This window comes from Pseudomonas sp. (genome assembly GCF_035277045.1).
In the GTDB taxonomy this organism is placed as follows: Bacteria; Pseudomonadota; Gammaproteobacteria; order Pseudomonadales; family Pseudomonadaceae; genus Aquipseudomonas.
This window is the reverse complement of the sequence record NZ_DATELE010000206.1, coordinates 66187-87187: the sequence shown is the minus strand read 5'-3', so window position 1 is coordinate 87187 and position 21001 is coordinate 66187. Positions and strand designations below refer to the sequence as shown.

Here is a 21001-nt window from a genome sequence, read left to right as displayed (position 1 = left end):
GGCATGGGGCAACGTACCAGCCTGCTTGCGGGTTGAGGGTAACGGCGCCCAACGGACGCCAGCCCAGCGCATACAGGTAGCACTGCACGTGCTACCTGTAAACCGGGCGACCAACGGACTGCCTTGGGCTTACTCGCTGGACAGCAAGTCCATGGAGTGCTTGTCCATCATCTCGAGGGCGCGGCCGCCGCCACGGGCGACACAGGTCAGCGGGTCCTCGGCGACGATCACCGGCAGGCCGGTTTCCTGGGCCAGCAGCTTGTCGAGGTCGCGCAGCAGCGCGCCACCACCGGTCAGCACCAGGCCACGCTCGGCGATGTCCGAGGCCAGCTCCGGTGGCGACTGCTCCAGGGCGCTCTTGACCGCCTGGACGATGGTCGCCAGGGATTCCTGCAGCGCTTCGAGCACTTCGTTGGAATTGAGGGTGAAGGCACGCGGAACGCCTTCGGCCAGGTTGCGGCCGCGCACGTCGACTTCGCGCAGCTCGCCACCCGGATACGCGGTACCGATTTCCTGCTTGATGCGCTCGGCGGTGGATTCGCCGATCAGGCTGCCGTAGTTGCGGCGCACGTAGGTCACGATGGCTTCGTCGAAACGGTCGCCGCCCACACGAACGGACTCGGCGTACACCACGCCGTTCAGGGAGATCAGTGCGATTTCGGTGGTACCACCGCCGATATCGACGACCATCGAACCACGGGCTTCCTCGACCGGCAGGCCGGCACCGATAGCGGCGGCCATCGGCTCTTCGATCAGGAACACTTCACGGGCACCGGCGCCAAGGGCCGATTCACGGATGGCGCGGCGCTCGACCTGGGTCGATTTGCACGGCACGCAGATCAGCACACGGGGGCTGGGCTGCAGGAAGCTGTTTTCGTGTACTTTGTTGATGAAGTACTGCAACATTTTTTCACAAACGCTGAAGTCGGCGATCACGCCGTCTTTCATCGGACGAATGGCAGCGATATTGCCCGGAGTCCGGCCCAGCATGCGCTTGGCCTCGGTGCCGACGGCGACGACACTCTTCTGGTTGCCGTGGGTGCGGATGGCAACAACCGACGGCTCATTCAGGACGATACCGCGCTCACGCACGTAAATAAGGGTGTTGGCAGTGCCCAGGTCGATGGAAAGATCGCTGGAAAACATGCCACGCAGTTTCTTGAACATGGGAAAGTGACCCTAGGCAACGCGTGGGTAAAAAAGTGCGGCAAACTCTAACAATGACGGGGATTTTGGGCAAGGCGCCAATATGTTAAATTGGCTGTTTTTCCGAGCACGCCAGCAGATGATCGCGGCCGTATGACCGCCAGAACGCCGGCATGTTCCTCATCGCGGACCCATTCCGTTTTGTTTCCCCTGGAGATCCCCATGGCGCTTCAACGCTGCGACGTGGAAAAGATTGCCCACCTGGCCCGACTGGGCCTGGATGAAGGCGATCTGCCACGCATTACCGATGCCTTGAACAGTATTCTCGGGCTGGTCGACCAGATGCAAGCTGTCGACACCGACGGTATCGAGCCCCTCGCCCACCCCCTGGAAGCCAGTCAGCGCCTGCGCGCCGACCTGGTCACCGAGCGCAACCAGCGCGATGCCTACCAGGCCGTCGCACCGGCGACCCAGGACGGTCTGTACCTGGTTCCGAAAGTCATCGAGTAAGGGATAGAGCCTGCCATGCATCAACTGACACTGGCCGAGATCGCCCGCGGACTCGCCGACAAATCGTTTTCCTCCGAGGAGCTGACCCGCGCCCTGCTGGCGCGCATCGGGCAACTCGACCCGCAGCTCAACAGCTTCATCAGCGTCACCGAGGAGCTGGCCCTGGGCCAGGCCCGTGCCGCCGATACCCGCCGCGCCGCTGGCGAGACCGGCGCGCTGCTGGGTGCGCCGATCGCCCACAAGGACCTGTTCTGCACCCAGGGCGTGCGCACCAGCTGCGGCTCGCGGATGCTCGACAACTTCCAGGCGCCCTATGACGCCACCGTGGTCGCGCGCCTGGCCGAGGCCGGCATGGTCACCCTGGGCAAGACCAACATGGACGAGTTCGCCATGGGCTCGGCCAACGAGTCCAGCCACTACGGCCCGGTGAAAAACCCGTGGAACCTTGAACACGTACCGGGTGGCTCGTCGGGCGGATCGGCCGCCGCCGTGGCCGCGCGCCTGCTGCCGGCTGCCACCGGGACCGACACCGGCGGCTCGATCCGTCAGCCCGCGGCACTGACCAACCTCACCGGCCTGAAACCGACGTACGGTCGTGTTTCGCGCTGGGGCATGATCGCCTACGCCTCCAGTCTCGACCAGGGCGGCCCGATGGCCCGCACCGCCGAGGACTGCGCGCTGCTGCTGCAAGGCATGGCCGGTTTCGATGCCAAGGACTCCACCAGCATCGACGAGCCGGTGGCCGACTACAGCGCCAACCTCAACGCCTCGCTGCAGGGTTTGCGCATCGGCCTGCCGAAGGAGTACTTCGGCGCCGGCCTCGACCCACGCATCGCCGACCTGGTACAGGCCAGCGTCAAGGAGCTCGAGAAGCTCGGCGCGGTGGTCAAGGAAATCAGCCTGCCGAACATGCAGCACGCTATCCCGGCGTACTACGTCATCGCCCCGGCCGAGGCCTCCTCGAACCTGTCGCGCTTCGACGGCGTGCGCTTCGGCCACCGCTGCGAGAACCCCAAGGACCTCACCGACCTGTACAAGCGCTCGCGTGGCGAGGGCTTCGGCACCGAAGTGCAGCGGCGCATCATGGTCGGCACCTACGCGCTGTCGGCCGGCTACTACGATGCCTACTACCTCAAGGCCCAGAAGATCCGCCGCCTGATCAAGAACGACTTCATGGCCGCCTTCAACGACGTCGACGTGATCCTCGGTCCAACCACGCCGAACCCGGCCTGGAAGCTTGGCGCCAAGAACAGCGACCCGGTCGCCGCGTACCTGGAAGACGTCTACACCATCACCGCCAACCTCGCGGGCCTGCCGGGCCTGTCGATGCCGGCCGGTTTCGTCGAGGGCCTGCCGGTCGGCGTGCAACTGCTCGCCCCGTACTTCCAGGAAGGCCGCCTGCTCAACGTCGCGCACCGCTATCAGCAAGTGACTGACTGGCACACCCGCGCACCCAACGGCTTCTGAGGAATTCACACATGCAATGGGAAGTTGTCATCGGGCTGGAGATTCATACCCAGCTTGCGACCCAGTCGAAGATTTTCTCCGGCAGCTCGACCACCTTCGGCTCCGAGCCGAACACCCAGGCCAGCCTGATCGACCTGGGCATGCCGGGCGTGCTGCCGGTGCTCAACCAGGAAGCCGTGCGCATGGCGTGCATGTTCGGCCTGGCCATCGATGCCGAAATCGGCAAGCGCAACGTGTTCGCGCGCAAGAACTACTTTTACCCAGACCTGCCCAAGGGTTACCAGATCAGCCAGATGGAGCTGCCGATCGTCGGCAAGGGCCACCTGGACATCGCCCTCGAGGACGGCACCATCAAGCGCGTCGGCATCACCCGGGCGCACCTTGAGGAAGACGCGGGCAAGAGCCTGCACGAAGACTTCAGCGGCTCGACCGGCATCGACCTGAACCGTGCCGGCACTCCCCTGCTGGAGATCGTCTCCGAGCCTGACATGCGCAGCGCCAAGGAAGCCGTGGCCTACGTCAAGGCCATCCACGCACTGGTGCGCTACCTGGGCATCTGCGACGGCAACATGGCCGAAGGCTCGCTGCGCTGCGACTGCAACGTGTCGATCCGGCCCAAGGGCCAGGTGGAGTTCGGCACCCGCTGCGAGATCAAGAACGTCAACTCGTTCCGCTTCATCGAACGGGCGATCAACAGCGAGATCCAGCGCCAGATCGACCTGATCGAGGACGGCGGCAAGGTGGTCCAGCAAACCCGCCTGTACGACCCGAACAAGGACGAGACCCGCGCCATGCGCAGCAAGGAGGAAGCCAACGACTACCGTTACTTCCCCGACCCGGACCTGCTGCCGGTGGTCATCGAGGACGCGTTCCTGGAGGCCACGCGGGCGAGCCTGCCGGAGCTGCCGCCGCAGAAGGTCGAGCGCTTCCAGAGCCAGTACGGCCTGTCGGCCTACGACGCCAACGTGCTGGCCTCGAGCCGCGAGCAGGCTGACTACTTCGAACAGGTGGCAAGCATTGGCGGCGACGCCAAGCTGGCGGCCAACTGGGTCATGGTCGAGCTGGGCAGCCTGCTGAACAAGCTGGGTGTCGAGATCGACCAGGCGCCGGTCACCGCCGAGCAACTGGGCGGCATGCTGCTGCGCATTCGCGACAACACCATCAGCGGCAAGATCGCCAAGGTGGTCTTCGAGGCCATGGCGGCCGGTGAAGGTGATGCCGACGCGATCATCGACAGCCGTGGCCTCAAGCAGGTCACCGACAGCGGCGCGATCGAGAAGGTGCTGGACGAAGTGCTGGCGGCCAACGCCGACCAGGTCGAGCAATACCGCGCCGCGGACGAAGCCAAGCGTGGCAAGATGTTCGGCTTCTTTGTCGGCCAGGCCATGAAGGCCTCCAAAGGCAAGGCCAACCCGCAGCAGGTGAACCAGCTGCTGAAGGCCAAGCTGGAAGGTTGATTACCTGACCTTCCCTGTGGGAGCGGCCTTGTGCCGCGATCGGCCCCGCAGGGGTCGTGAAACCTGGGGCCGCGGTGTATCAGATGGAACGCGTTCGCTGATATTACGGCCCCCTTGGGGCCGATCGCGGCACAAGGCCGCTCCCACAGAGGGGGGGCCTGGACTGCCCTGAACGATTTCCTGATGCCGTGGGAGTTCTACCTTGATTTGGCGTCACCTCAGCGCACTCGCGCTCTTCACTGTACTGGCCGGCTGCGCCAGCCACGACACCGACCCCGACGGCTACGACAAGACCGGCACCGCCTCGTACTACGGCTCGCGCCACCATGGCAAGCGCACCGCCAGTGGCGAGCGCTTCAACCAGCACGGCCTGACCGCCGCTCACCGTAGCCTGCCCTTCGGCAGCCGCGTGCGGGTCACCAACCTGGCCAACCAGCGCAGCGTCGTGGTCCGCATCAACGACCGCGGCCCGCATTCGCGCGGGCGCCTGATCGACCTGTCGCGCGCCGCCGCGCAAAAAATCGGCATGATCCGTAGCGGAACCGCCCGCGTGCGGGTACAAGGTCTGAGCGACTGACCTGATACGGAGCTGTCACCATTTTCGATCTTGCCACCCTTCCCACCTTCAGCCTGCTGCAGCTGGCGTTCGGCCTGCTGCTGCTGGTCGCCGGCGCCGAACTGCTGGTGCGCGCCGCCTTGCAACTGGCCTTGCGGCTGCACGTGCGGCCGCTGATCATCGGCCTGAGCCTCGTGGCTTTCGGCAGCACCGCGCCGCAACTGACCGTCGGCTTGCAGGCCGCCTACCAGGGCGCCCCGGACGTGGCCGTCGGCAGCGTGGTGGGCAGCAACATCTTCAACGTGCTGGTGATTCTCGGCCTGGCGGCGCTGATCATTCCTCTGCGGGTCTCGCGCCAGCTTGTGCGCCTGGACCTGCCCCTGATGATCGGCGCCAGCATCCTGGTCTACGCGCTGTCCCTCAACGGCTACCTCGGACGCCTCGAGGGCCTGGTATTGGTGCTGGGCCTGCTCGGATACCTGGCGGTGCTTTGGCACCAGTCCCGTCATTACGCCCGCACCTACCCTGCCCCCGATCCCGCCCCGCGCCCGGCAGGCCGGTTCTGGATCAAGGAGGTGTTGCAGGTTCTGCTGGGCCTGGGGCTGCTCAGCCTGGCCGGGCACTTGCTGCTGGAGGCCGCGGTGGAGGTGGCAACCGACCTGGGCCTGTCAGAGCGCATCATTGGCCTGACCGTGGTCGCGGTATGCACCTCGCTGCCGGAGCTCGCCGCCGCGCTGATCGCGGCCCTGCGCGGTGAGCGGGAGATCGCCGTCGGCACGGTGATCGGCAGCAACCTGTTCAACCTGCTGGCGGTGCTGGGGACGACCGCCCTGGTCGCGCCTGAACCGCTGTCGATCTCGCCCAATGCCCTGGACTTCGACCTGCCGGTGATGCTCGGCGTCGCCGTCCTGAGCCTGCCGGTGTTCTACTCGGGCTATCGCATCACCCGGGCAGAGGGCCTGGTATTCCTGGGTCTGTACCTGGTCTACGGCCTGCACGTGGTGGCGTTCACCACCGGCATGCCGTTGGCGGGGCACCTGGAGAAGCTGATGCTGTTCTACGCCTTGCCCGCGCTTGGGGCGGTGTTGCTGTACACCACCCTGCGCGCCTGGCGCCGCCAGCACTGAGGCGGGCGATCAACTGGCGTGGACGCTTGGCCTGGCTCTTTTCTTCAACCGGAACGCCACGCCCAGCAGGGCTATCCACAGCGGAATCAGCAGCACCGAGATACGGATCGACGGAGTCAGCAGCATCACTACCAGGATCAGCCCGATGAAGGCCAGGCACAGGTAATTGGTCAGCGGATGGCCCCAGCTCGGGTAGAACGGCTTTTCACCCGCGGCCAGCTTGGCGCGGCGGAACTTCAGGTGAGTGATGCTGATGCTCGCCCAGTTGATCACCAGCGCCGACACCGCCAGCGCCATCAGCAGGCCAAAGGCCTCGCCCGGCATCAGGTAGTTGATGATCACGCAAAGCCCCGTGGCGAACGCCGACACGCCCAGCGCCGCCAGTGGCACGCCGCGGCGGTTGACCTTGAGCAGCGCGCGTGGCGCGTCGCCCTGGCTGGCGAGGCCGAACAGCATGCGGCTGTTGGCGTAGACGCAACTGTTGTAGACCGACAGCGCCGCCGTCAGCACCACGACGTTGAGGATCGTGGCGACCAGGTTGCTGTCCAGGTTGTGGAAAATCATCACGAACGGGCTGCCACCCTGCACGACCTTCTGCCACGGGTACAGCGACAGCAGCACGGCCAGCGCGCCGATGTAGAAGATCAGGATCCGGTAGACCACCTGGTTGGTCGCACGCGGGATGCTATGGCGCGGGTTGTCCGCTTCGGCGGCGGTGATGCCGACAAGCTCCAGGCCACCGAAGGAGAACATGATCACGGCCATCGCCATCACCAGGCCGGTGATGCCGTTGGGAAAGAACCCGCCGTACTGCCACAGGTTCGCGATGTCGGCATCCGGGCCGCCCGTGCCGCTGGCCAGCAGATAAGCGCCAAAGCCGATCATGCTGACGATCGCGACCACCTTGACCAGGGCAAACCAGAATTCCATCTCGCCGTAGACCTTCACCTGGGTGAGGTTGATCAGGTTGATCACCACGAAGAAGATCGCCGCGGTCGCCCAGGTCGGGAAGCCCGGCCACCAGTACTGCACGTAGATGCCCACGGCGGTCAGCTCGGCCATGCCCACCAGCACGTACACCACCCAGTAGTTCCAGCCCGAGACAAAACCTGCGAACTCGCTCCAGTAGCGGTGCGCGAAGTGGCTGAAGCTGCCGGCGACCGGCTCCTCGACCACCATCTCGCCGAGCTGGCGCATGATGAAAAAGGCCATCAGGCCGGCGATGGCGTAGCCCAGCAGCACCGAGGGGCCTGCCAGCTGGATGGTCTGGGCGATGCCCAGGAACAGCCCGGTGCCGATGGCGCCACCCAGGGCGATCAGCTGGATATGGCGATTTTTCAGCCCGCGCTGCAATCGCTCGGGCGTGCTCTGGTCTTGCATGAAGTGTCCTTAAGGCTGGAGGCAGTGCTGTTGGCGTTATGTGCGGTCAGGATCTAGATCCAACCGCCCCACTGCAAGAGGAAGATTCCGATATTGGTGGTGATCGCCGCCGCTAGCGTCGTGATGACGATGATCGAGGCCGCCAGCTCGTGGTTGCCATTGGCCGCGCGCGCCATGACGTAGCTGGCCGCCGCCGTCGGGCTGCCGATGTAGAGAAACAGGATACCCAGTTCAGCCCCGCGGAAGCCGCATAGCCAGCCTCCCAGGGTGCCGGCGATCGGCAACCAGACCATTTTCACCAGGCTGGCGCTGATCGCCAGCTTGCCGCTGTCGCGCAGGGATGCCAGGGACAAGGTGCCGCCGATGCAGATCAGCGCAAGCGGCAGGGACATCTGCGCCAGATAGTCGCCGGAGGTGAGCAGCCAGTTGGGCAGCGGCACCTGGCCATATGCCATGGCCGTGGCGGCCAGCACGCTGATGATCAGCGGGTTGCTGAAGATGTTCTTGCAGATGCTCCAGGGGTCGGACTTCATGTTCGGGCTGTAGACCGCCAGGACCACCGCCGACAGGGAGTTGTACATCAGGATGACCAGCCCGGCGAGCACCGCGCCCAGGGAGATGCCGTAGTCGCCATAGAGACTGGCCGCCAGGGCCAGGCCGATGACGCCGTTGTTGCCGCGAAAGCCACCCTGGGTGTAGATGCCGCGGTCCGCTCGCGGGCAGCGCCAGATCGCGAAGCCCCAGGCCATGGCGAAGCCGAGCAGGGTCGAGGCGACGAAGTAGGCGATGAGGTCGCCCTGCACGGCCGTGGAGAGGTCGGCGTGATAGATGCCCAGGAACAGCAGCGCCGGCATGCACACGTTGAACACCAGGTTCGAGGCGACATGGATGAAGCCGTCGTCGATCAGCCGGATGCGTTTGAGCAGCACGCCCATGAACAGCATGGCGAAGACCGGGGCCGTGATGTTCAGTGTCTGGACAAGGAGGGCGAGCATTGACAGCGATCCGTGGTGGCCGGTAGGTCGCTAATGATACGTGAGTGCCACGCAGTTTTGGGGCCGCTGTGCGGCCCCAGGAAAGTCAGCGCCGTACTGGCCGCTTCTGCAGCTTGCGCTGCAACGTGCGCCGGTGCATGCCCAGCGCCCGCGCAGTGGCGGAGATATTGCCCTCGTGCTCGGACAACACCCGCTGGATGTGCTCCCACTGCAAGCGGTCCACCGACATCGGGTTTTCCGGCACCAGGGTGTCGAGGTCGGCATGCTCGGCGAACAGCGCCGCCAGCACGTCGTCGGCGTCGGCCGGCTTGCACAGGTAGTTGCACGCGCCGCGCTTGATCGCCTCGACCGCCGTGGCGATGCTCGAGTAACCCGTCAGGATCACCACGCGCATCTCCGGGTCCAGTTCCAGCAGCTTGGGCAGCAGCACCAGGCCCGAGTCGCCTTCCATCTTCAGATCGAGGGTGGCGTAGTCAGGCTTGTCCTTCTGCGCCAGCTCCAGGCCTTCCTCGGCCGAGGACGCGGTGCTCACGCGAAAGCCGCGCCGGCCCATGGCGCGGGCCATGACCCGGGTAAAGGTGGCGTCGTCGTCCACCAGCAACAGATGCGGCAGCTCTTCGCTTTCGACCTGGTTTTCATCGCTCATCGTTGTTCTCCTCGCGTGCCCTGTGGCAGGCGCAATTCGGTCAGGGTGCCGCCCTGTTCATGACTATAGAGTTTTACCGAGCCACCCGCACGGGTGACACTGGCCTTGCTCAGGAACAGGCCCAGGCCAAAGCCTTTGCCCTTGGTGGTAAAGAAGGGTTTGCCGATCGACTCGGCAATGGCCGCCGGTACCCCGGGACCATGGTCACGGATGCTGATGACAATGCTTGCGGCGTCCCAGTCGAGGGACACCTCCAGGTTGTCAGGGCAAGCATCGGCGGCGTTGTTCAGCAGGTTCAGCAGCGCCTGGGTCAGGTCTGGCGGCGGCGCCAGGCGCGGCACCTCGCCCTGGCCAAGGCGCTGGAAACGGTAGCTGGTTTCGGGGCGCATCAGATGCCAGCGATCCAGGGACTCGTCGAGCCAGGCGGTGACATCCTGCTCGACCACCGCCATGCGCCGGTTCGCCTCGGCGGCGCGCACCAGCTGCTGCAAGGTCTGCTTGCACAGCTTGACCTGGTCTTGCAGCACGGCCAGGTCTTCCTGTAGCTGCGGGTCCTTGTGATCGCTGCGCATCTCGTTGAGCAGCACACTCATGGTCGACAGCGGCGTGCCCAGCTCATGCGCCGCACCGGCCGCCTGGGTGGCCACGGCCAGCAGCTGCTCGTCACGCAGGCCCTCCTCGCGGCGCTCGGCGCGCAGTTGCTCCTGGCGGCGCAGCTCCTCGGCCATGCGCGCGGCAAAGAAGGTGATCACCGCCGCGGCCAGCGCGATGCTCAGCCACATGCCGTACACCTGCATCGTCTCGCGCGCCATGGGCAGCGGGTCGAGCGGATAGAACTGCACCAGCAGCAGGCTGTAGGCGGCCAGCGCAAGGCCCGAGAGCACCAGCGAATAGACCCACGGCAAGGTCACCGCGGCGATCGCCAGCGGCACCAGGTAATAAGAGACGAACGGATTGGTCGAACCGCCCGAGTAATACAGCAGGGCGCTGTGGATCAGCAGGTCGCAGGCCAGCTGGAACGCGTACTCGAGCTCGGTCACCGGCAGCGACAGGCGCAGCCGCAGGGCGGTGAAGGCGCACAGCAGCGAGGACAGGGCGAGCGTCAGCACCAGCGCGAACCAGGGCAGCGGCAGCAGGTCGGTCCAGTAGGCGACGCCCACCGAGCCTGCCTGGGCGGCCAGAACCAGGATGCGTATGAAGGTCAGCCGCCAGAGGTTCTGACGGGTGGCGGACAGCGGGTGTTCGGCGGCGAGCATGCGCTTTCCTGAAAATGAGTGCTGCGGATGAATCGCCGAGAGTATACCCAAGCCAGCCCCCCGGCTGCAGCGCTGCGGCAAAGCGCCACACTTTTTTACACACCTGCAAGGGGCGTTGGTGAACCTGACTACACTCTTCGAGTCTTACCGGCCATGCGTGGACTGGATGGCCTGTTCACGCCCCTGCCAAGGAGTCACACATGCGCATTCCCCGTCGCAGCGCCACCCTGCTGCTCTCATGTGGCCTGCTGGCCAGCAGCCTTTCGGCGCTGGCGGCTGACGAGCCCCGCTACTACAACCAGGTTTCGCTGCGCGCCGAGGTGAGCAAGGAAGTGGCGCGTGACCTGATGGTCGTGACGCTGTACAGCGAAGCCCAGAACAGCGACCCGGGCGCGCTGGCCAGGCAGATCACCGAGACCATGAACAAGGCCCTGCAGCAGGCGCGGCAGGTCAAGGACGTGAAGATCAGCCAGGGCAGCCGCAACAGCTACCCGATCTACGACAACAAGGGCCAGAAGATCACCGGCTGGCGCGAGCGCGCCGAACTGCGCCTTGAAAGCGCCGATTTCCCGGGGCTGTCCAAGCTCACCGGCGAACTGCTGCAAGACCTGAAGATGGGCGGCATGGACTTCTCGATCGCCCCTGGCACGCGCAAGACCAGCGAGGATGCCTTGCTCAAGGAAGCGGTCGACGCCTTCAAGGCGCGGGCGCAACTGGCTACCCAGGCCATGGGCGGCAGTGGCTACAAGGTTGTCAGCCTGAACCTCAACAGCACCGGTTATCCACGGCCTTACATGCGTAGCGCCCCGATGATGATGAAGGCCGACAGCGCCGCCGAAGCCGCGCCTTCGCCGGATGTCGAGGCGGGCACCACCGAGGTGAGCATGAGCGCCGACGGGATGATCGAAGTCCAGATGCCCTGACGCCCGGGAATTGCTCCGTGGGACCGGCTTGCCCCGCTCCCACAGAGTCCGTGTCTATCCGAAAACGGTCCAGGTGAGCCGATCTATCCACCGCAAACGTTCAACATCGCCGAAAATTACACTCAGGCGACATTCAAGTACCTCAGTACCACTTTCTTGACGCCAGCTATCCTTCCGGGTGTTGCATTGGCTACAGCCTTCGCAGGACTATCGGGAGGACGGCTCACAAGGCCGCCTCACTCAAAAAATGACAACAATGAGGCCACCATGCTCAAACACGCAGTCATTCCGTTTCTGGTCGGTGCAGGCTTGCTTGCCAGCGCCCCCTCCGCGCTCGCCGCGTCCAACCTGGTGTTCTGCTCCGAGGGCAGTCCGGCCGGCTTCGACCCGGGGCAGTACACCACCGGAACCGACTTCGATGCCTCGGCCGAGACCGTCTTCAATCGCCTGACCCAGTTCGAGCGCGGCGGCACCGCCGTCATACCAGGCCTGGCCAAAAGCTGGGATGTCTCTGACGATGGCCTGACCTACACCTTCCACCTGCGCGAAGGGGTCAAGTTCCATACCACCGACTTCTTCAAGCCCTCCCGACCGTTCAACGCCGACGATGTGCTGTTCACCTTCAACCGCATGCTCGACAAGGACATGCCGTTCCGCAAGGCCTACCCCACCGAGTTCCCGTATTTCACCGACATGGGCATGGACAAGAACATCGCCCGGCTCGAGAAGCTCGACGAGCACACGGTGAAGTTCACCCTGAATGGTGTCGATGCCGCGTTCATCCAGAACCTGGCCATGAGCTTCGCCTCGATCCAGTCCGCCGAATACGCCGCGCAGCTGCTCAAGCAGGGCAAACCCGCCGACATCAACCAGAAACCGATCGGCACCGGCCCGTTCGTGTTCAGCAAATACCAGAAGGACGCGCAGATCCGCTTCAAGGGCAACAAGGACTATTGGCAGCCGGACGACGTGAAGATCGACAACCTGATCTTCGCCATTACCACCGACGCCTCGGTGCGCATGCAGAAGCTGAAGAAGAACGAATGCCAGGTCACCCTCTTCCCGCGGCCTGCCGACATAGAACCGCTGAAGCAGGATCCAAAGCTGCAGATGCCCAGTCAGGCCGGCTACAACCTCGGCTACATCGCCTACAACGTGATGGACAAGATCAAGGGCAGCAACGAACCCAACCCCATGGCGCAGCTCAAGGTGCGCCAGGCGCTGGACATGGCGGTGAACAAGCAGCAGATCATCCAGTCGGTGTACCAGGGCGCCGGCCAGCTGGCGGTCAATGCCATGCCGCCGACGCAATGGTCATATGACACGACCATCAAGGACGCCCCCTTCGACCCCGAAAAGGCCAAGGCGCTGCTCAAGGAAGCCGGGGTCAAGGAAGGCACGGAGATCACCCTGTGGGCCATGCCCGTGCAACGTCCCTACAACCCCAACGCCAAGCTGATGGCCGAGATGCTGCAATCGGACTGGGCCAAGATCGGCATCAAGGCCAAGATCGTCAGCTACGAATGGGGCGAGTACATCAAGCGTTCGAAGGGTGGCGAGAACGGCGCCATGCTGATCGGCTGGAGCGGCGACAACGGCGACCCGGACAACTGGCTGGGCACTCTCTTTGGTTGCGACGCGGTGTCGGGCAACAACTTCTCCAAATGGTGCTACAAGCCCTTCGACGACCTGGTCAAGCAAGCCAAGGCGACCTCGGACCAGGCCAGGCGCACCGAGCTGTATGAACAGGCGCAACACATCCTCAAGGACCAGGTGCCGATGACTCCCATCGCCCATTCCACGGTCTACCAGCCCATGAGCACCGCCGTGCAAGGCTTCAAGATCAGTCCTTTCGGCCTCAACTCCTTCTATGGGGTCAGCGTCGGCAAGTGAGACCTGATCACCGTCATCCTGGGTGACGGCCTCCTGGGGATCATCCCCTTCAAGTCCATCCTGTAGGCAGCGCGGAAACTTCCTACCTGCCTACAGGAAACGTCCTACGCAATCTAAGGCAAACGTACCTTCCGGCACCCGTCCGCCACTCGTATGGTTCCAGCAACGCACTGTCAGCGCGATTCGACAAAGTGCGTGCGAAAAATCCCAACGAATGCGGAAAAGGAGACGTCATGCGCAGCCCTTTCAAGCGTAACGACTTCTCGGGCGTCAGCACCGAGTAACCCGACCCACCAATAACCAGGAGTGCCGTTGCCCTCCTGCGGCTTCGTGCAGCCCGGATTCAGCTCAATCCGAGCGCGCAAACGTTTGCAAAAAGCGCTTCACCCGCATGACGCCGGGACCGACACGCCTGGCGATAACTAAAAAAACCGAAAAGGAGCTTCAACGTGAAACCCTTCACCAGCACCACCCTGGCCCTCACCCTTGGCGCGTTGTGCGTCACGGCACAGGCCGACCCCGCCAGCCAGGCCTTCTACCCGTTGACCCTGGCCTCGGCCCACGCGCAAACCGAGGCCGAAGGCCTGATCGAGGGACAAAGCCTGGGCGGCACCACCCGCAACTGGTTTGCCCACGAACGCGGCACCCGCGACACCCGCTGGGGCTACTACAAACGCGATGGCTCGCGTGGCAGCACCGATCGCCGTGACAATTGGCTGCAAGGCACCATCCTCCAGTACAACTCCGGGTTCAGCCAGGGCACCGTCGGCTTCGCCGCCGAGGTTGCCGGCTACAACGCCATCGCCCTGGAGCAAGGCCGCTCATCCGTCGCCGGGCCGAACAACCGCACCCTCACCCACGGCGATGGCGATGTCGTCGGCCAGTGGAGCAAGCTGGGCCTGGCCAACCTGCAGGCGCGCATCTCCAATACCACGCTCACCGCCGGCCGCCAGAACATGGACACCCCCATGATCGCGGTCATCGGCAACCGCGCCCTGCCCTCGAGTTTCCAGGGCGTGAGCCTGCACAGCGCCGAGTTCGACAACCTGTCGTTCGACCTGGGCAGCTTCGACCGGGTCTCGCCGCGGACCGAACAGAGCCTGAGCAAATTCCGCTCCGAAAACAGCGCCGGGGGACTCGAGACCGACCGCGCCAGTACCTTCGGCGCCAGCTACCAGCCGCTCAGAAGCCTGACCACCAGCCTGTTCGCCGCCAAGGTCGACGACTTCTGGAACCAGTACTATTTTGGCGCCACCCATGAGCTGGGCGACAGCGAGCAACTCAGCCTGACCACAGGCCTGAACTACTACAAGACCCGGGACGAGGGCCGCAGCAAGCTCGGCGCGATCGACAACAACGCCTACAGCCTGTCTCTAGGCCTGCGGCACCAGGCCCACTCGCTGACCGTCGGCTACCAGGAAATCGACGGCAACGAGTTCTTCGACTATCTCCACGAAACCAACGGCATCTTCCTGGCCAACTCGCTGTTTTCGGATTACAACGGCCCTAACGAGAAGTCGCTGTCGCTCGCCTATGTGCTGGACATGGCGCCGTACGGGGTTCCCGGCCTCAAGTTCAACCTGTACAACGCCCGTGGCTGGGGCATCGATGGCACCCACTACAAGGGCACGGGCTATGACGTGAAGGGCATGGACGGCGAGACCCACCACGAGTGGAGCGCCGGCACCACCTACGTCCTGCAGGACGGGCCGCTGAAAAACAGCAGCATCCGCGCCACCTACACCACCCACAGGGCGAGCAAGGGCCAGGCCGATGGCAACCAGGACGAGCTGCGGGTCGTGACCACCATTCCGTTCAACATCCTCTGACCGTCATGCCCCGCGGCCTGCCCTCGCGGGCCGCGGCGGCTACGCTGAATAGTCCGAGCACAGGGAGTCTTCATGAAATCACTACTGCTCCACGTTGTCCTGGCGGTACTGCTGTCGAGCCAGGCCGCGGCCGTCATCGCCAGGCCGCTGGTGGTCTGCACCGAGGCCAGCCCCGAGGGCTTCGACATTGTCCAGTACACCACCGCGGTGACCGGCGATGCCGCCGCTGAAACCCTGTTCAACCGTCTGGTCGATTTCACCCCGGGCAGCACCGACATTCGCCCTGCCCTGGCCGAGCGCTGGGAGATCAGCCCGGATGGCCTGACCTACACCTTTCACCTGCGCGAGGGGGTGAAGTTCCACCACACTGACTACTTCACGCCCACCCGGGACATGAACGCCGACGATGTGCTCTGGAGCTTCAATCGCCAGCTTGACCGCACCCACCCCTGGCACGACAAGACCAGCGTCGGCTATCCCTATTTCGAGAGCATGAGCTTCAGCGCCTTGCTGGAGTCGGTCGAGAAGCGCGACGACCACACCGTGGTATTCCACCTCCGGCACCCCGAGTCGCCGTTCCTGCGCGATCTCGCCATGGCCTTCACCTCGATCTACTCCGCCGAATACGCCGACCAGTTGCTCAAGGCCGGTACGCCAGCGCTGCTCAACAGCAAGCCGATCGGCACCGGGCCGTTCATCCTGCAGCGCTACAACAAGGACGCCCAGGTTCGCTTCAAATCCAACCCCGACTATTTTCGGGGCAAGCCGCCTGCCGATGCGCTGATCTTCGCCATCACCACCGACAGCAACGTGCGCCTGCAGAAGCTGCGCGCCAACGAGTGCCAGATCGCGCTGTACCCCAAGCCTGACGATGTGCCCGCGATCAAGGCCGATCCCCTGCTGAAGGTCGACGAGATCGAAGGTCTGCTCACCGGCTATATCGCCCTGAACACGCAACGCCCGCACCTGAGCGATGTGCGTGTGCGCAAGGCGATCAACCTCGCCTTCGACCGCCAGAACTACGTCGACCAGCTCTTCGGCAAGGGCAATGCGCTGGTGGGGGTCAACCCTTACCCGCCGACCCTGATCGGCTACAACACCCGCAACCAGAACCCGCCCCGCGACCTGGACAAGGCCCGGGCCCTGCTCAGGGAGGCCGGCGTGCCTGAAGGCACGGTGCTGACCCTGTTCACCCGCAATGGCGGCGGCGGTACCAATCCCAACCCGCGCCTGGCCGCCGAGATGCTGCAGGCCGACCTGCGCCAGATCGGCATCAAGCTGGAAATCCGCGTCATGGAGTGGGCCGAGATGCTGCGCCGGGCCAAACGGGGCGAGGCCGACATGGTTGCCACCGGCTGGGCCGGCGACAACGGCGACCCGGACAACTTCCTCAGCCCGCTGCTCAGTTGCGATGCCGCCAAAAGCGGCGAGAACTATGCGCGCTGGTGCAACCCTAAGTTTCAGGGACTGATCACCGAGGCACGCCAGACAAGCGATGATGATCAACGCGCAAGGCTCTATGCCGAGGCGCTGGCGGTGTACGATAACGATCAACCGTGGATCGCCATGGTCCATCCAAAGCTGTTCGTGGCCATGCGCGCGAAGGTGGAGGGTTACCACATCAACCCTCTGACCAATAACAACTTCGCCACTACCCAGGTGAAGTAGAACAAGACCGACCTCCGGCCCTCACAAGGGCCGGCGATATTGCCTTGACCGGCTGCTGATGAGGTACACCAGACGATGTTCAGTTTTATTGCCCGGCGACTGGGGCTGCTGATACCGACATTTTTCGGCATCACCTTGCTGACCTTTGCGCTCATACGCCTGATCCCCGGCGACCCGGTGGAAGTCATGATGGGCGAGCGCAGGGTCGACCCCGAGATGCATGCCCAGGCCATGGAGCGCCTGGGCCTGAACAAGCCCTTGCCACAACAGTACCTGGATTATGTGGTCAAGCTCGCCCACGGCGACCTGGGCGAGTCGTTGCGCACCCGCGAGAGCGTGTGGAGCGAGTTCACCACGCTGTTTCCGGCGACCCTGGAGCTGGCGCTTGCCGCGCTGCTGTTCGCCGGGATGGTAGGCCTGCTGGCCGGCGTGATCGCCGCGCTCAAGCGCGGTTCGCTGTTCGACCACGGGGTGATGGGCGTCTCGCTGGCGGGCTATTCGATGCCGATCTTCTGGTGGGGGCTGATCCTGATCATGTTCTTCTCGGTGAGCCTGGGCTGGACGCCGGTCTCCGGTCGCATCGATTTGCTCTACGACATCGAGCCGAAGACCGGCTTCATGTTGATCGATACCTTGCTCAGCGATGAGGAAGGCGCGTTCAAGGACGCGCTGATGCACCTGATCCTGCCGTCCATCGTGCTGGGGACCATCCCGCTGGCGGTGATCGCCCGCATGACCCGCTCCTCGATGCTCGAGGTACTGCGCGAGGACTACATTCGCACCGCACGGGCCAAGGGCCTGTCGCCCGCCCGCGTGGTATTCGTGCACGGACTGCGCAACGCGCTGATCCCGGTGCTGACGGTGTTCGGCCTGCAGGTCGGCACCTTGCTGGCCGGCGCCGTGCTGACCGAAACCATCTTCTCCTGGCCGGGCATCGGCAAATGGCTGATCGAGGCCATCGGCGCCCGTGACTACCCCGTGGTACAGAACGGCATCCTGCTGATCGCCTGCCTGGTGATCCTGGTCAACTTCGTCGTGGATATCCTCTACGGCCTGGCCAACCCACGCATCCGTCACCAGCGCTGAGGCCCCGCCATGACCAGTCCATTCGCTAAAACCATAACCCCTGCCTCGCCTGTCGACCAGAGCCTGCTTTACCCCTCGCCGTACAAGGAGTTCTGGCAGGCCTTCTCGCGCAACAAGGGCGCCGTGGCGGGCCTGGCTTTCATGTGCCTGATCATCTTTTGCGCGTTGTTCGCCCCCTGGGTCGCGCCGCATGACCCGAGCGAGCAGTACCGTGAGTTCCTGCTGACCCCGCCGGTCTGGCTCGAAGGCGGTACCTGGCAGTTCATCCTGGGCACCGACGAGCTGGGCCGCGACCTGCTCTCGCGGCTGATCCAGGGCGCGCGGCTGTCGCTGCTGATCGGCCTGTCATCGGTGGTGATCTCGCTGATTCCCGGCGTGCTGCTGGGCTTGCTGGCCGGGTTCTTCCCGCGCATGCTCGGGCCCTCGATCATGCGCCTGATGGACGTGATGCTGGCCCTGCCTTCGCTGTTGCTGGCCGTGGCCATCGTGGCCATCCTCGGCCCTGGCCTGATCAATACCGTGATCGCCATCGCCATTGTCTCGCTGCCCTCCTACGTGCGCCTGACCCGCGCCGCGGTGATGGGCGAGCTCAATCGCGACTACGTCACCGCCGCCCGCCTGGCGGGTGCCAGCCTGCCGCGGCTGATGTTCATCACCGTGCTGCCCAACTGCATGGCGCCGCTGATCGTGCAGGCGACCCTGAGCTTCTCGTCGGCGATCCTCGACGCCGCCGCCCTGGGCTTCCTCGGCCTGGGCGTGCAACCGCCGACGCCCGAATGGGGCACCATGCTGGCCTCGGCCCGCGACTACATCGAACGCGCCTGGTGGGTGGTGAGCCTGCCTGGCCTGACCATCTTGCTCAGCGTGCTGGCAATCAACCTGATGGGCGACGGGCTGCGCGATGCGCTGGACCCGAAACTCAAGAATGCCGCCTGAGGAGACCGCCATGTCACTGTTGCAGATCAACAACCTGAACGTGCGCTTTGGCGACGCGACTGCCGTGCCCGTGGTCGATGGCCTGGACCTTGCCGTCGACGCCGGCGAAATCCTGGCGATCGTCGGCGAGTCCGGCTCGGGCAAGTCGGTGACGATGATGGCCGTGATGGGCCTGATCGAGGCGCCCGGCCGCGTCACCGCCGACACCCTGCGCTTCGCCGGCACCGACATGCTGAAGCTCAGCGCACGTCAGCGCCGCAAGGTGGTGGGCAAGGACATCGCGATGGTCTTCCAGGACCCGATGACCGCGCTCAACCCCAGCTACACCGTCGGCTTCCAGATCGAGGAAGTGCTGCGCCAGCATTTGGGCCTCAAGGGCAAGGCCGCGCGCCAGCGTGCGCTGGAGCTGCTGAAAAAGGTCGAGATCCCGGCCCCGGAGAGCCGCCTTGACGCCTATCCGCACCAGCTCTCGGGCGGCATGAGCCAGCGCGTCGCCATCGCCATGGCCATCGCCGGCGAACCGCGCCTGCTGATCGCCGACGAACCCACCACCGCCCTGGACGTGACCATCCAGGCGCAGATCATGGAGCTGCTGGTCAACCTGCAGAAGGAGCAGGACATGGCCCTGATCCTGATCACCCATGACCTTGCCGTGGTCGCCGAGACCGCCAGGCGAGTGTGCGTGATGTACGCAGGCCAGGCCGTCGAAGTCGGCCAGGTGCCCGAGCTGTTCAACGTGCCGGCCCACCCCTACAGCGAAGCGCTGCTGGCGGCGATCCCCGAGCACAGCATTGGCGCGGAGCGCCTCGCGACCCTGCCCGGTATCGTCCCCGGCCGTTACGACCGCCCCGTCGGTTGCCTGCTGTCGCCGCGCTGCCCGTATGTGCGCGACAACTGCCGTCAGCAGCGCCCGCCCCTCGATCCGCTCGCCCACAGTCTGGCGCGGTGCTTCTATCCCTTGAACCAGGAGGTGGCGTGATGAGCGTCGTACTGACCGCCCGCGAACTCACCCGTCACTACGAAGTGTCGCGCGGCCTGTTCAAGGGGCACGCCGTGGTGCGCGCGCTCAATGGCGTCTCGTTCGAGCTCGAGGCCGGCAAGACCCTGGCCGTGGTCGGCGAGTCCGGCTGTGGCAAGTCGACCCTGGCGCGCGCCTTGACCTTGATCGAAGAACCCTCGTCGGGCTCGTTGCAGATCGCAGGCCAGGAAGTCGCCGGCGCCAGCAAGCAACAGCGCAAGCAGCTGCGGCGTGATGTGCAGATGGTGTTCCAGAGCCCGTATGCCTCGCTCAATCCCCGACAGAAGATCGGTGACCAGCTGGCCGAGCCGCTGCTGATCAACACCACGCTCAGCAAGGCCGAACGCCGTGCCAAAGTGCAGGCAATGATGCAGCAGGTGGGGTTGCGGCCCGAGCATTACCAGCGTTACCCGCACATGTTCTCCGGCGGCCAGCGCCAGCGGATCGCCCTTGCCCGCGCGATGATGCTGCAGCCCAAGGTGCTGGTGGCGGACGAGCCCACCTCCGCGCTCGACGTGTCGATCCAGGCGCAAGTGCTGAATCTGTTCATGGATCTGCAAAAAGAGTACGGGACTGCCTATGTGTTCATTTCGCACAACCTGGCGGTGGTGCGGCATGTGGCGGACACGGTGCTGGTGATGTACCTGGGCCGTCCCGCGGAGATGGGCCCCAAGGAGGATATCTACGCCCGGCCGCTGCACCCTTACACGCAGGCGCTGCTGTCGGCGACCCCGGCGATCCATCCCGATCCGTTGAAACCGAAAATCCGCATCGTGGGCGAGTTGCCCAACCCGTTGAACCCGCCGGACGGCTGCGCCTTCCACAAGCGCTGCCCTTACGCGACCGAGCGCTGCGCGGTCGAGGTGCCAGCGTTCCGGCAGGTGGGAACCCGGCAAGTGGCCTGCCATTACGCTGAGCAGTTTTTGTAGGGGCAGCAGGTTTCATTGCCGTCGGCGACGGACAAGACGCACAAAAAAGCCGTCACCCCGGGTGACGGCTTTTTCGTTTCGCGGCATCAGATCAATGCATGAAGATCGCGATCAGGATGATCAGCGGAATCGGTACCCCAAGGAACCAAAGCAAGAGCGAGCGCATAGTGTTTCTCCTT

At 64.6% G+C, this 21001-nt stretch carries 18 protein-coding genes; 13 read left to right on the top strand and 5 right to left on the bottom strand.

Annotated features, from left to right (window positions below; all coding sequences use genetic code 11):
- Positions 1-129: 129 nt before the first annotated feature.
- The gene (gene mreB / locus VJS90_RS11935; protein ID WP_158460018.1) at positions 130-1167 is read right to left on the bottom strand and encodes a rod shape-determining protein MreB; all 1038 of its coding nucleotides are present in this window, start codon (positions 1165-1167) and stop codon (positions 130-132) included.
- A gap of 201 nt (positions 1168-1368) precedes the next feature.
- Here mreB and gatC point away from each other — a divergent pair, with 201 nt between their 5' ends.
- The 5 genes from gatC to VJS90_RS11910 all read left to right on the top strand — a co-directional run bounded on the left by gatC (position 1369) and on the right by VJS90_RS11910 (position 6263).
- Positions 1369-1656, top strand: coding sequence for an Asp-tRNA(Asn)/Glu-tRNA(Gln) amidotransferase subunit GatC (gene gatC / locus VJS90_RS11930; protein WP_324121854.1), 288 nt, complete (start codon positions 1369-1371; stop codon positions 1654-1656).
- Between the two features lie 15 nt (positions 1657-1671).
- On the top strand, positions 1672-3123 hold the full coding sequence (gatA, locus tag VJS90_RS11925) for an Asp-tRNA(Asn)/Glu-tRNA(Gln) amidotransferase subunit GatA (protein WP_324121853.1): 1452 nt from the start codon (positions 1672-1674) through the stop codon (positions 3121-3123).
- Between the two features lie 11 nt (positions 3124-3134).
- Positions 3135-4580, top strand: a complete 1446-nt coding sequence (gatB, locus tag VJS90_RS11920) for an Asp-tRNA(Asn)/Glu-tRNA(Gln) amidotransferase subunit GatB (protein ID WP_324121852.1) — start codon at positions 3135-3137, stop codon at positions 4578-4580.
- Positions 4581-4785: 205 nt separating this feature from the next.
- Positions 4786-5157: a septal ring lytic transglycosylase RlpA family protein gene (locus VJS90_RS11915; RefSeq protein ID WP_414704933.1), complete on the top strand. Its 372-nt coding sequence runs from the start codon at positions 4786-4788 to the stop codon at positions 5155-5157.
- Positions 5158-5219: 62 nt separating this feature from the next.
- On the top strand, positions 5220-6263 hold the full coding sequence (locus tag VJS90_RS11910; protein ID WP_324121864.1) for a calcium/sodium antiporter: 1044 nt from the start codon (positions 5220-5222) through the stop codon (positions 6261-6263).
- Between the two features lie 9 nt (positions 6264-6272).
- On the opposite strand, the gene VJS90_RS11905 is transcribed toward VJS90_RS11910, so the two are convergent.
- The 4 genes from VJS90_RS11905 to VJS90_RS11890 all read right to left on the bottom strand — a co-directional run bounded on the left by VJS90_RS11905 (position 6273) and on the right by VJS90_RS11890 (position 10540).
- Complete coding sequence (locus VJS90_RS11905; RefSeq protein WP_324121850.1) at positions 6273-7643, bottom strand: amino acid permease; 1371 nt, start codon at positions 7641-7643, stop codon at positions 6273-6275.
- A 53-nt stretch (positions 7644-7696) separates the two neighbouring features.
- The gene (locus VJS90_RS11900; RefSeq protein WP_324121849.1) at positions 7697-8638 is read right to left on the bottom strand and encodes an AEC family transporter; all 942 of its coding nucleotides are present in this window, start codon (positions 8636-8638) and stop codon (positions 7697-7699) included.
- Between the two features lie 85 nt (positions 8639-8723).
- Positions 8724-9284, bottom strand: a complete 561-nt coding sequence (locus VJS90_RS11895; RefSeq protein ID WP_324121848.1) for a response regulator transcription factor — start codon at positions 9282-9284, stop codon at positions 8724-8726.
- Positions 9281-10540, bottom strand: coding sequence for an ATP-binding protein (locus VJS90_RS11890; RefSeq protein WP_324121847.1), 1260 nt, complete (start codon positions 10538-10540; stop codon positions 9281-9283). The genes VJS90_RS11895 and VJS90_RS11890 overlap by 4 nt, the downstream gene beginning before the upstream one ends.
- Positions 10541-10740: 200 nt before the next feature.
- Here VJS90_RS11890 and VJS90_RS11885 point away from each other — a divergent pair, with 200 nt between their 5' ends.
- The 8 genes from VJS90_RS11885 to VJS90_RS11850 all read left to right on the top strand — a co-directional run bounded on the left by VJS90_RS11885 (position 10741) and on the right by VJS90_RS11850 (position 20822).
- Positions 10741-11463, top strand: a complete 723-nt coding sequence (locus VJS90_RS11885) for an SIMPL domain-containing protein (protein ID WP_324121846.1) — start codon at positions 10741-10743, stop codon at positions 11461-11463.
- 267 nt (positions 11464-11730) lie between these two features.
- Positions 11731-13356, top strand: a complete 1626-nt coding sequence (locus VJS90_RS11880) for an ABC transporter substrate-binding protein (protein WP_324121845.1) — start codon at positions 11731-11733, stop codon at positions 13354-13356.
- Between the two features lie 449 nt (positions 13357-13805).
- Positions 13806-15185 carry an OprD family porin gene (locus VJS90_RS11875; RefSeq protein WP_324121844.1) on the top strand — a complete coding sequence of 460 codons (1380 nt, stop codon included), beginning with the start codon at positions 13806-13808 and terminating at the stop codon, positions 15183-15185.
- Between the two features lie 72 nt (positions 15186-15257).
- On the top strand, positions 15258-16853 hold the full coding sequence (locus VJS90_RS11870; protein WP_324121843.1) for an ABC transporter substrate-binding protein: 1596 nt from the start codon (positions 15258-15260) through the stop codon (positions 16851-16853).
- A gap of 75 nt (positions 16854-16928) precedes the next feature.
- Positions 16929-17939, top strand: a complete 1011-nt coding sequence (locus VJS90_RS11865) for an ABC transporter permease subunit (RefSeq protein WP_324121842.1) — start codon at positions 16929-16931, stop codon at positions 17937-17939.
- A 9-nt stretch (positions 17940-17948) separates the two neighbouring features.
- A complete protein-coding gene (locus VJS90_RS11860; protein WP_324121841.1) occupies positions 17949-18875 on the top strand; it encodes an ABC transporter permease subunit in 927 nt (308 codons plus the stop codon).
- A 10-nt stretch (positions 18876-18885) separates the two neighbouring features.
- Positions 18886-19854 carry an ABC transporter ATP-binding protein gene (locus VJS90_RS11855; protein WP_324121840.1) on the top strand — a complete coding sequence of 323 codons (969 nt, stop codon included), beginning with the start codon at positions 18886-18888 and terminating at the stop codon, positions 19852-19854.
- Entirely contained in the window at positions 19854-20822 is a 969-nt protein-coding gene (locus VJS90_RS11850; protein ID WP_324121839.1) for a peptide ABC transporter ATP-binding protein, read from the top strand. Before VJS90_RS11855 ends, VJS90_RS11850 begins: the two co-directional genes overlap by 1 nt.
- Positions 20823-21001 lie beyond the last annotated feature (179 nt).

Bases quoted from the DNA above. Each gene is read 5' to 3' on its own strand.
- VJS90_RS11860 (WP_324121841.1), top strand. From the start codon at position 17,949: ATGACCAGTCCATTCGCTAAAACCATAACCCCTGCCTCGCCTGTCGAC.
- VJS90_RS11900 (WP_324121849.1), bottom strand. From the start codon at position 8,638: ATGCTCGCCCTCCTTGTCCAGACACTGAACATCACGGCCCCGGTCTTC.
- VJS90_RS11855 (WP_324121840.1), top strand. From the start codon at position 18,886: ATGTCACTGTTGCAGATCAACAACCTGAACGTGCGCTTTGGCGACGCG.
- VJS90_RS11870 (WP_324121843.1), top strand. From the start codon at position 15,258: ATGAAATCACTACTGCTCCACGTTGTCCTGGCGGTACTGCTGTCGAGC.
- gatA (WP_324121853.1), top strand. From the start codon at position 1,672: ATGCATCAACTGACACTGGCCGAGATCGCCCGCGGACTCGCCGACAAA.
- VJS90_RS11905 (WP_324121850.1), bottom strand. From the start codon at position 7,643: ATGCAAGACCAGAGCACGCCCGAGCGATTGCAGCGCGGGCTGAAAAAT.
- VJS90_RS11890 (WP_324121847.1), bottom strand. From the start codon at position 10,540: ATGCTCGCCGCCGAACACCCGCTGTCCGCCACCCGTCAGAACCTCTGG.
- VJS90_RS11850 (WP_324121839.1), top strand. From the start codon at position 19,854: ATGAGCGTCGTACTGACCGCCCGCGAACTCACCCGTCACTACGAAGTG.
- gatC (WP_324121854.1), top strand. From the start codon at position 1,369: ATGGCGCTTCAACGCTGCGACGTGGAAAAGATTGCCCACCTGGCCCGA.
- VJS90_RS11880 (WP_324121845.1), top strand. From the start codon at position 11,731: ATGCTCAAACACGCAGTCATTCCGTTTCTGGTCGGTGCAGGCTTGCTT.
- mreB (WP_158460018.1), bottom strand. From the start codon at position 1,167: ATGTTCAAGAAACTGCGTGGCATGTTTTCCAGCGATCTTTCCATCGAC.
- VJS90_RS11865 (WP_324121842.1), top strand. From the start codon at position 16,929: ATGTTCAGTTTTATTGCCCGGCGACTGGGGCTGCTGATACCGACATTT.
- VJS90_RS11885 (WP_324121846.1), top strand. From the start codon at position 10,741: ATGCGCATTCCCCGTCGCAGCGCCACCCTGCTGCTCTCATGTGGCCTG.
- VJS90_RS11895 (WP_324121848.1), bottom strand. From the start codon at position 9,284: ATGAGCGATGAAAACCAGGTCGAAAGCGAAGAGCTGCCGCATCTGTTG.
- gatB (WP_324121852.1), top strand. From the start codon at position 3,135: ATGCAATGGGAAGTTGTCATCGGGCTGGAGATTCATACCCAGCTTGCG.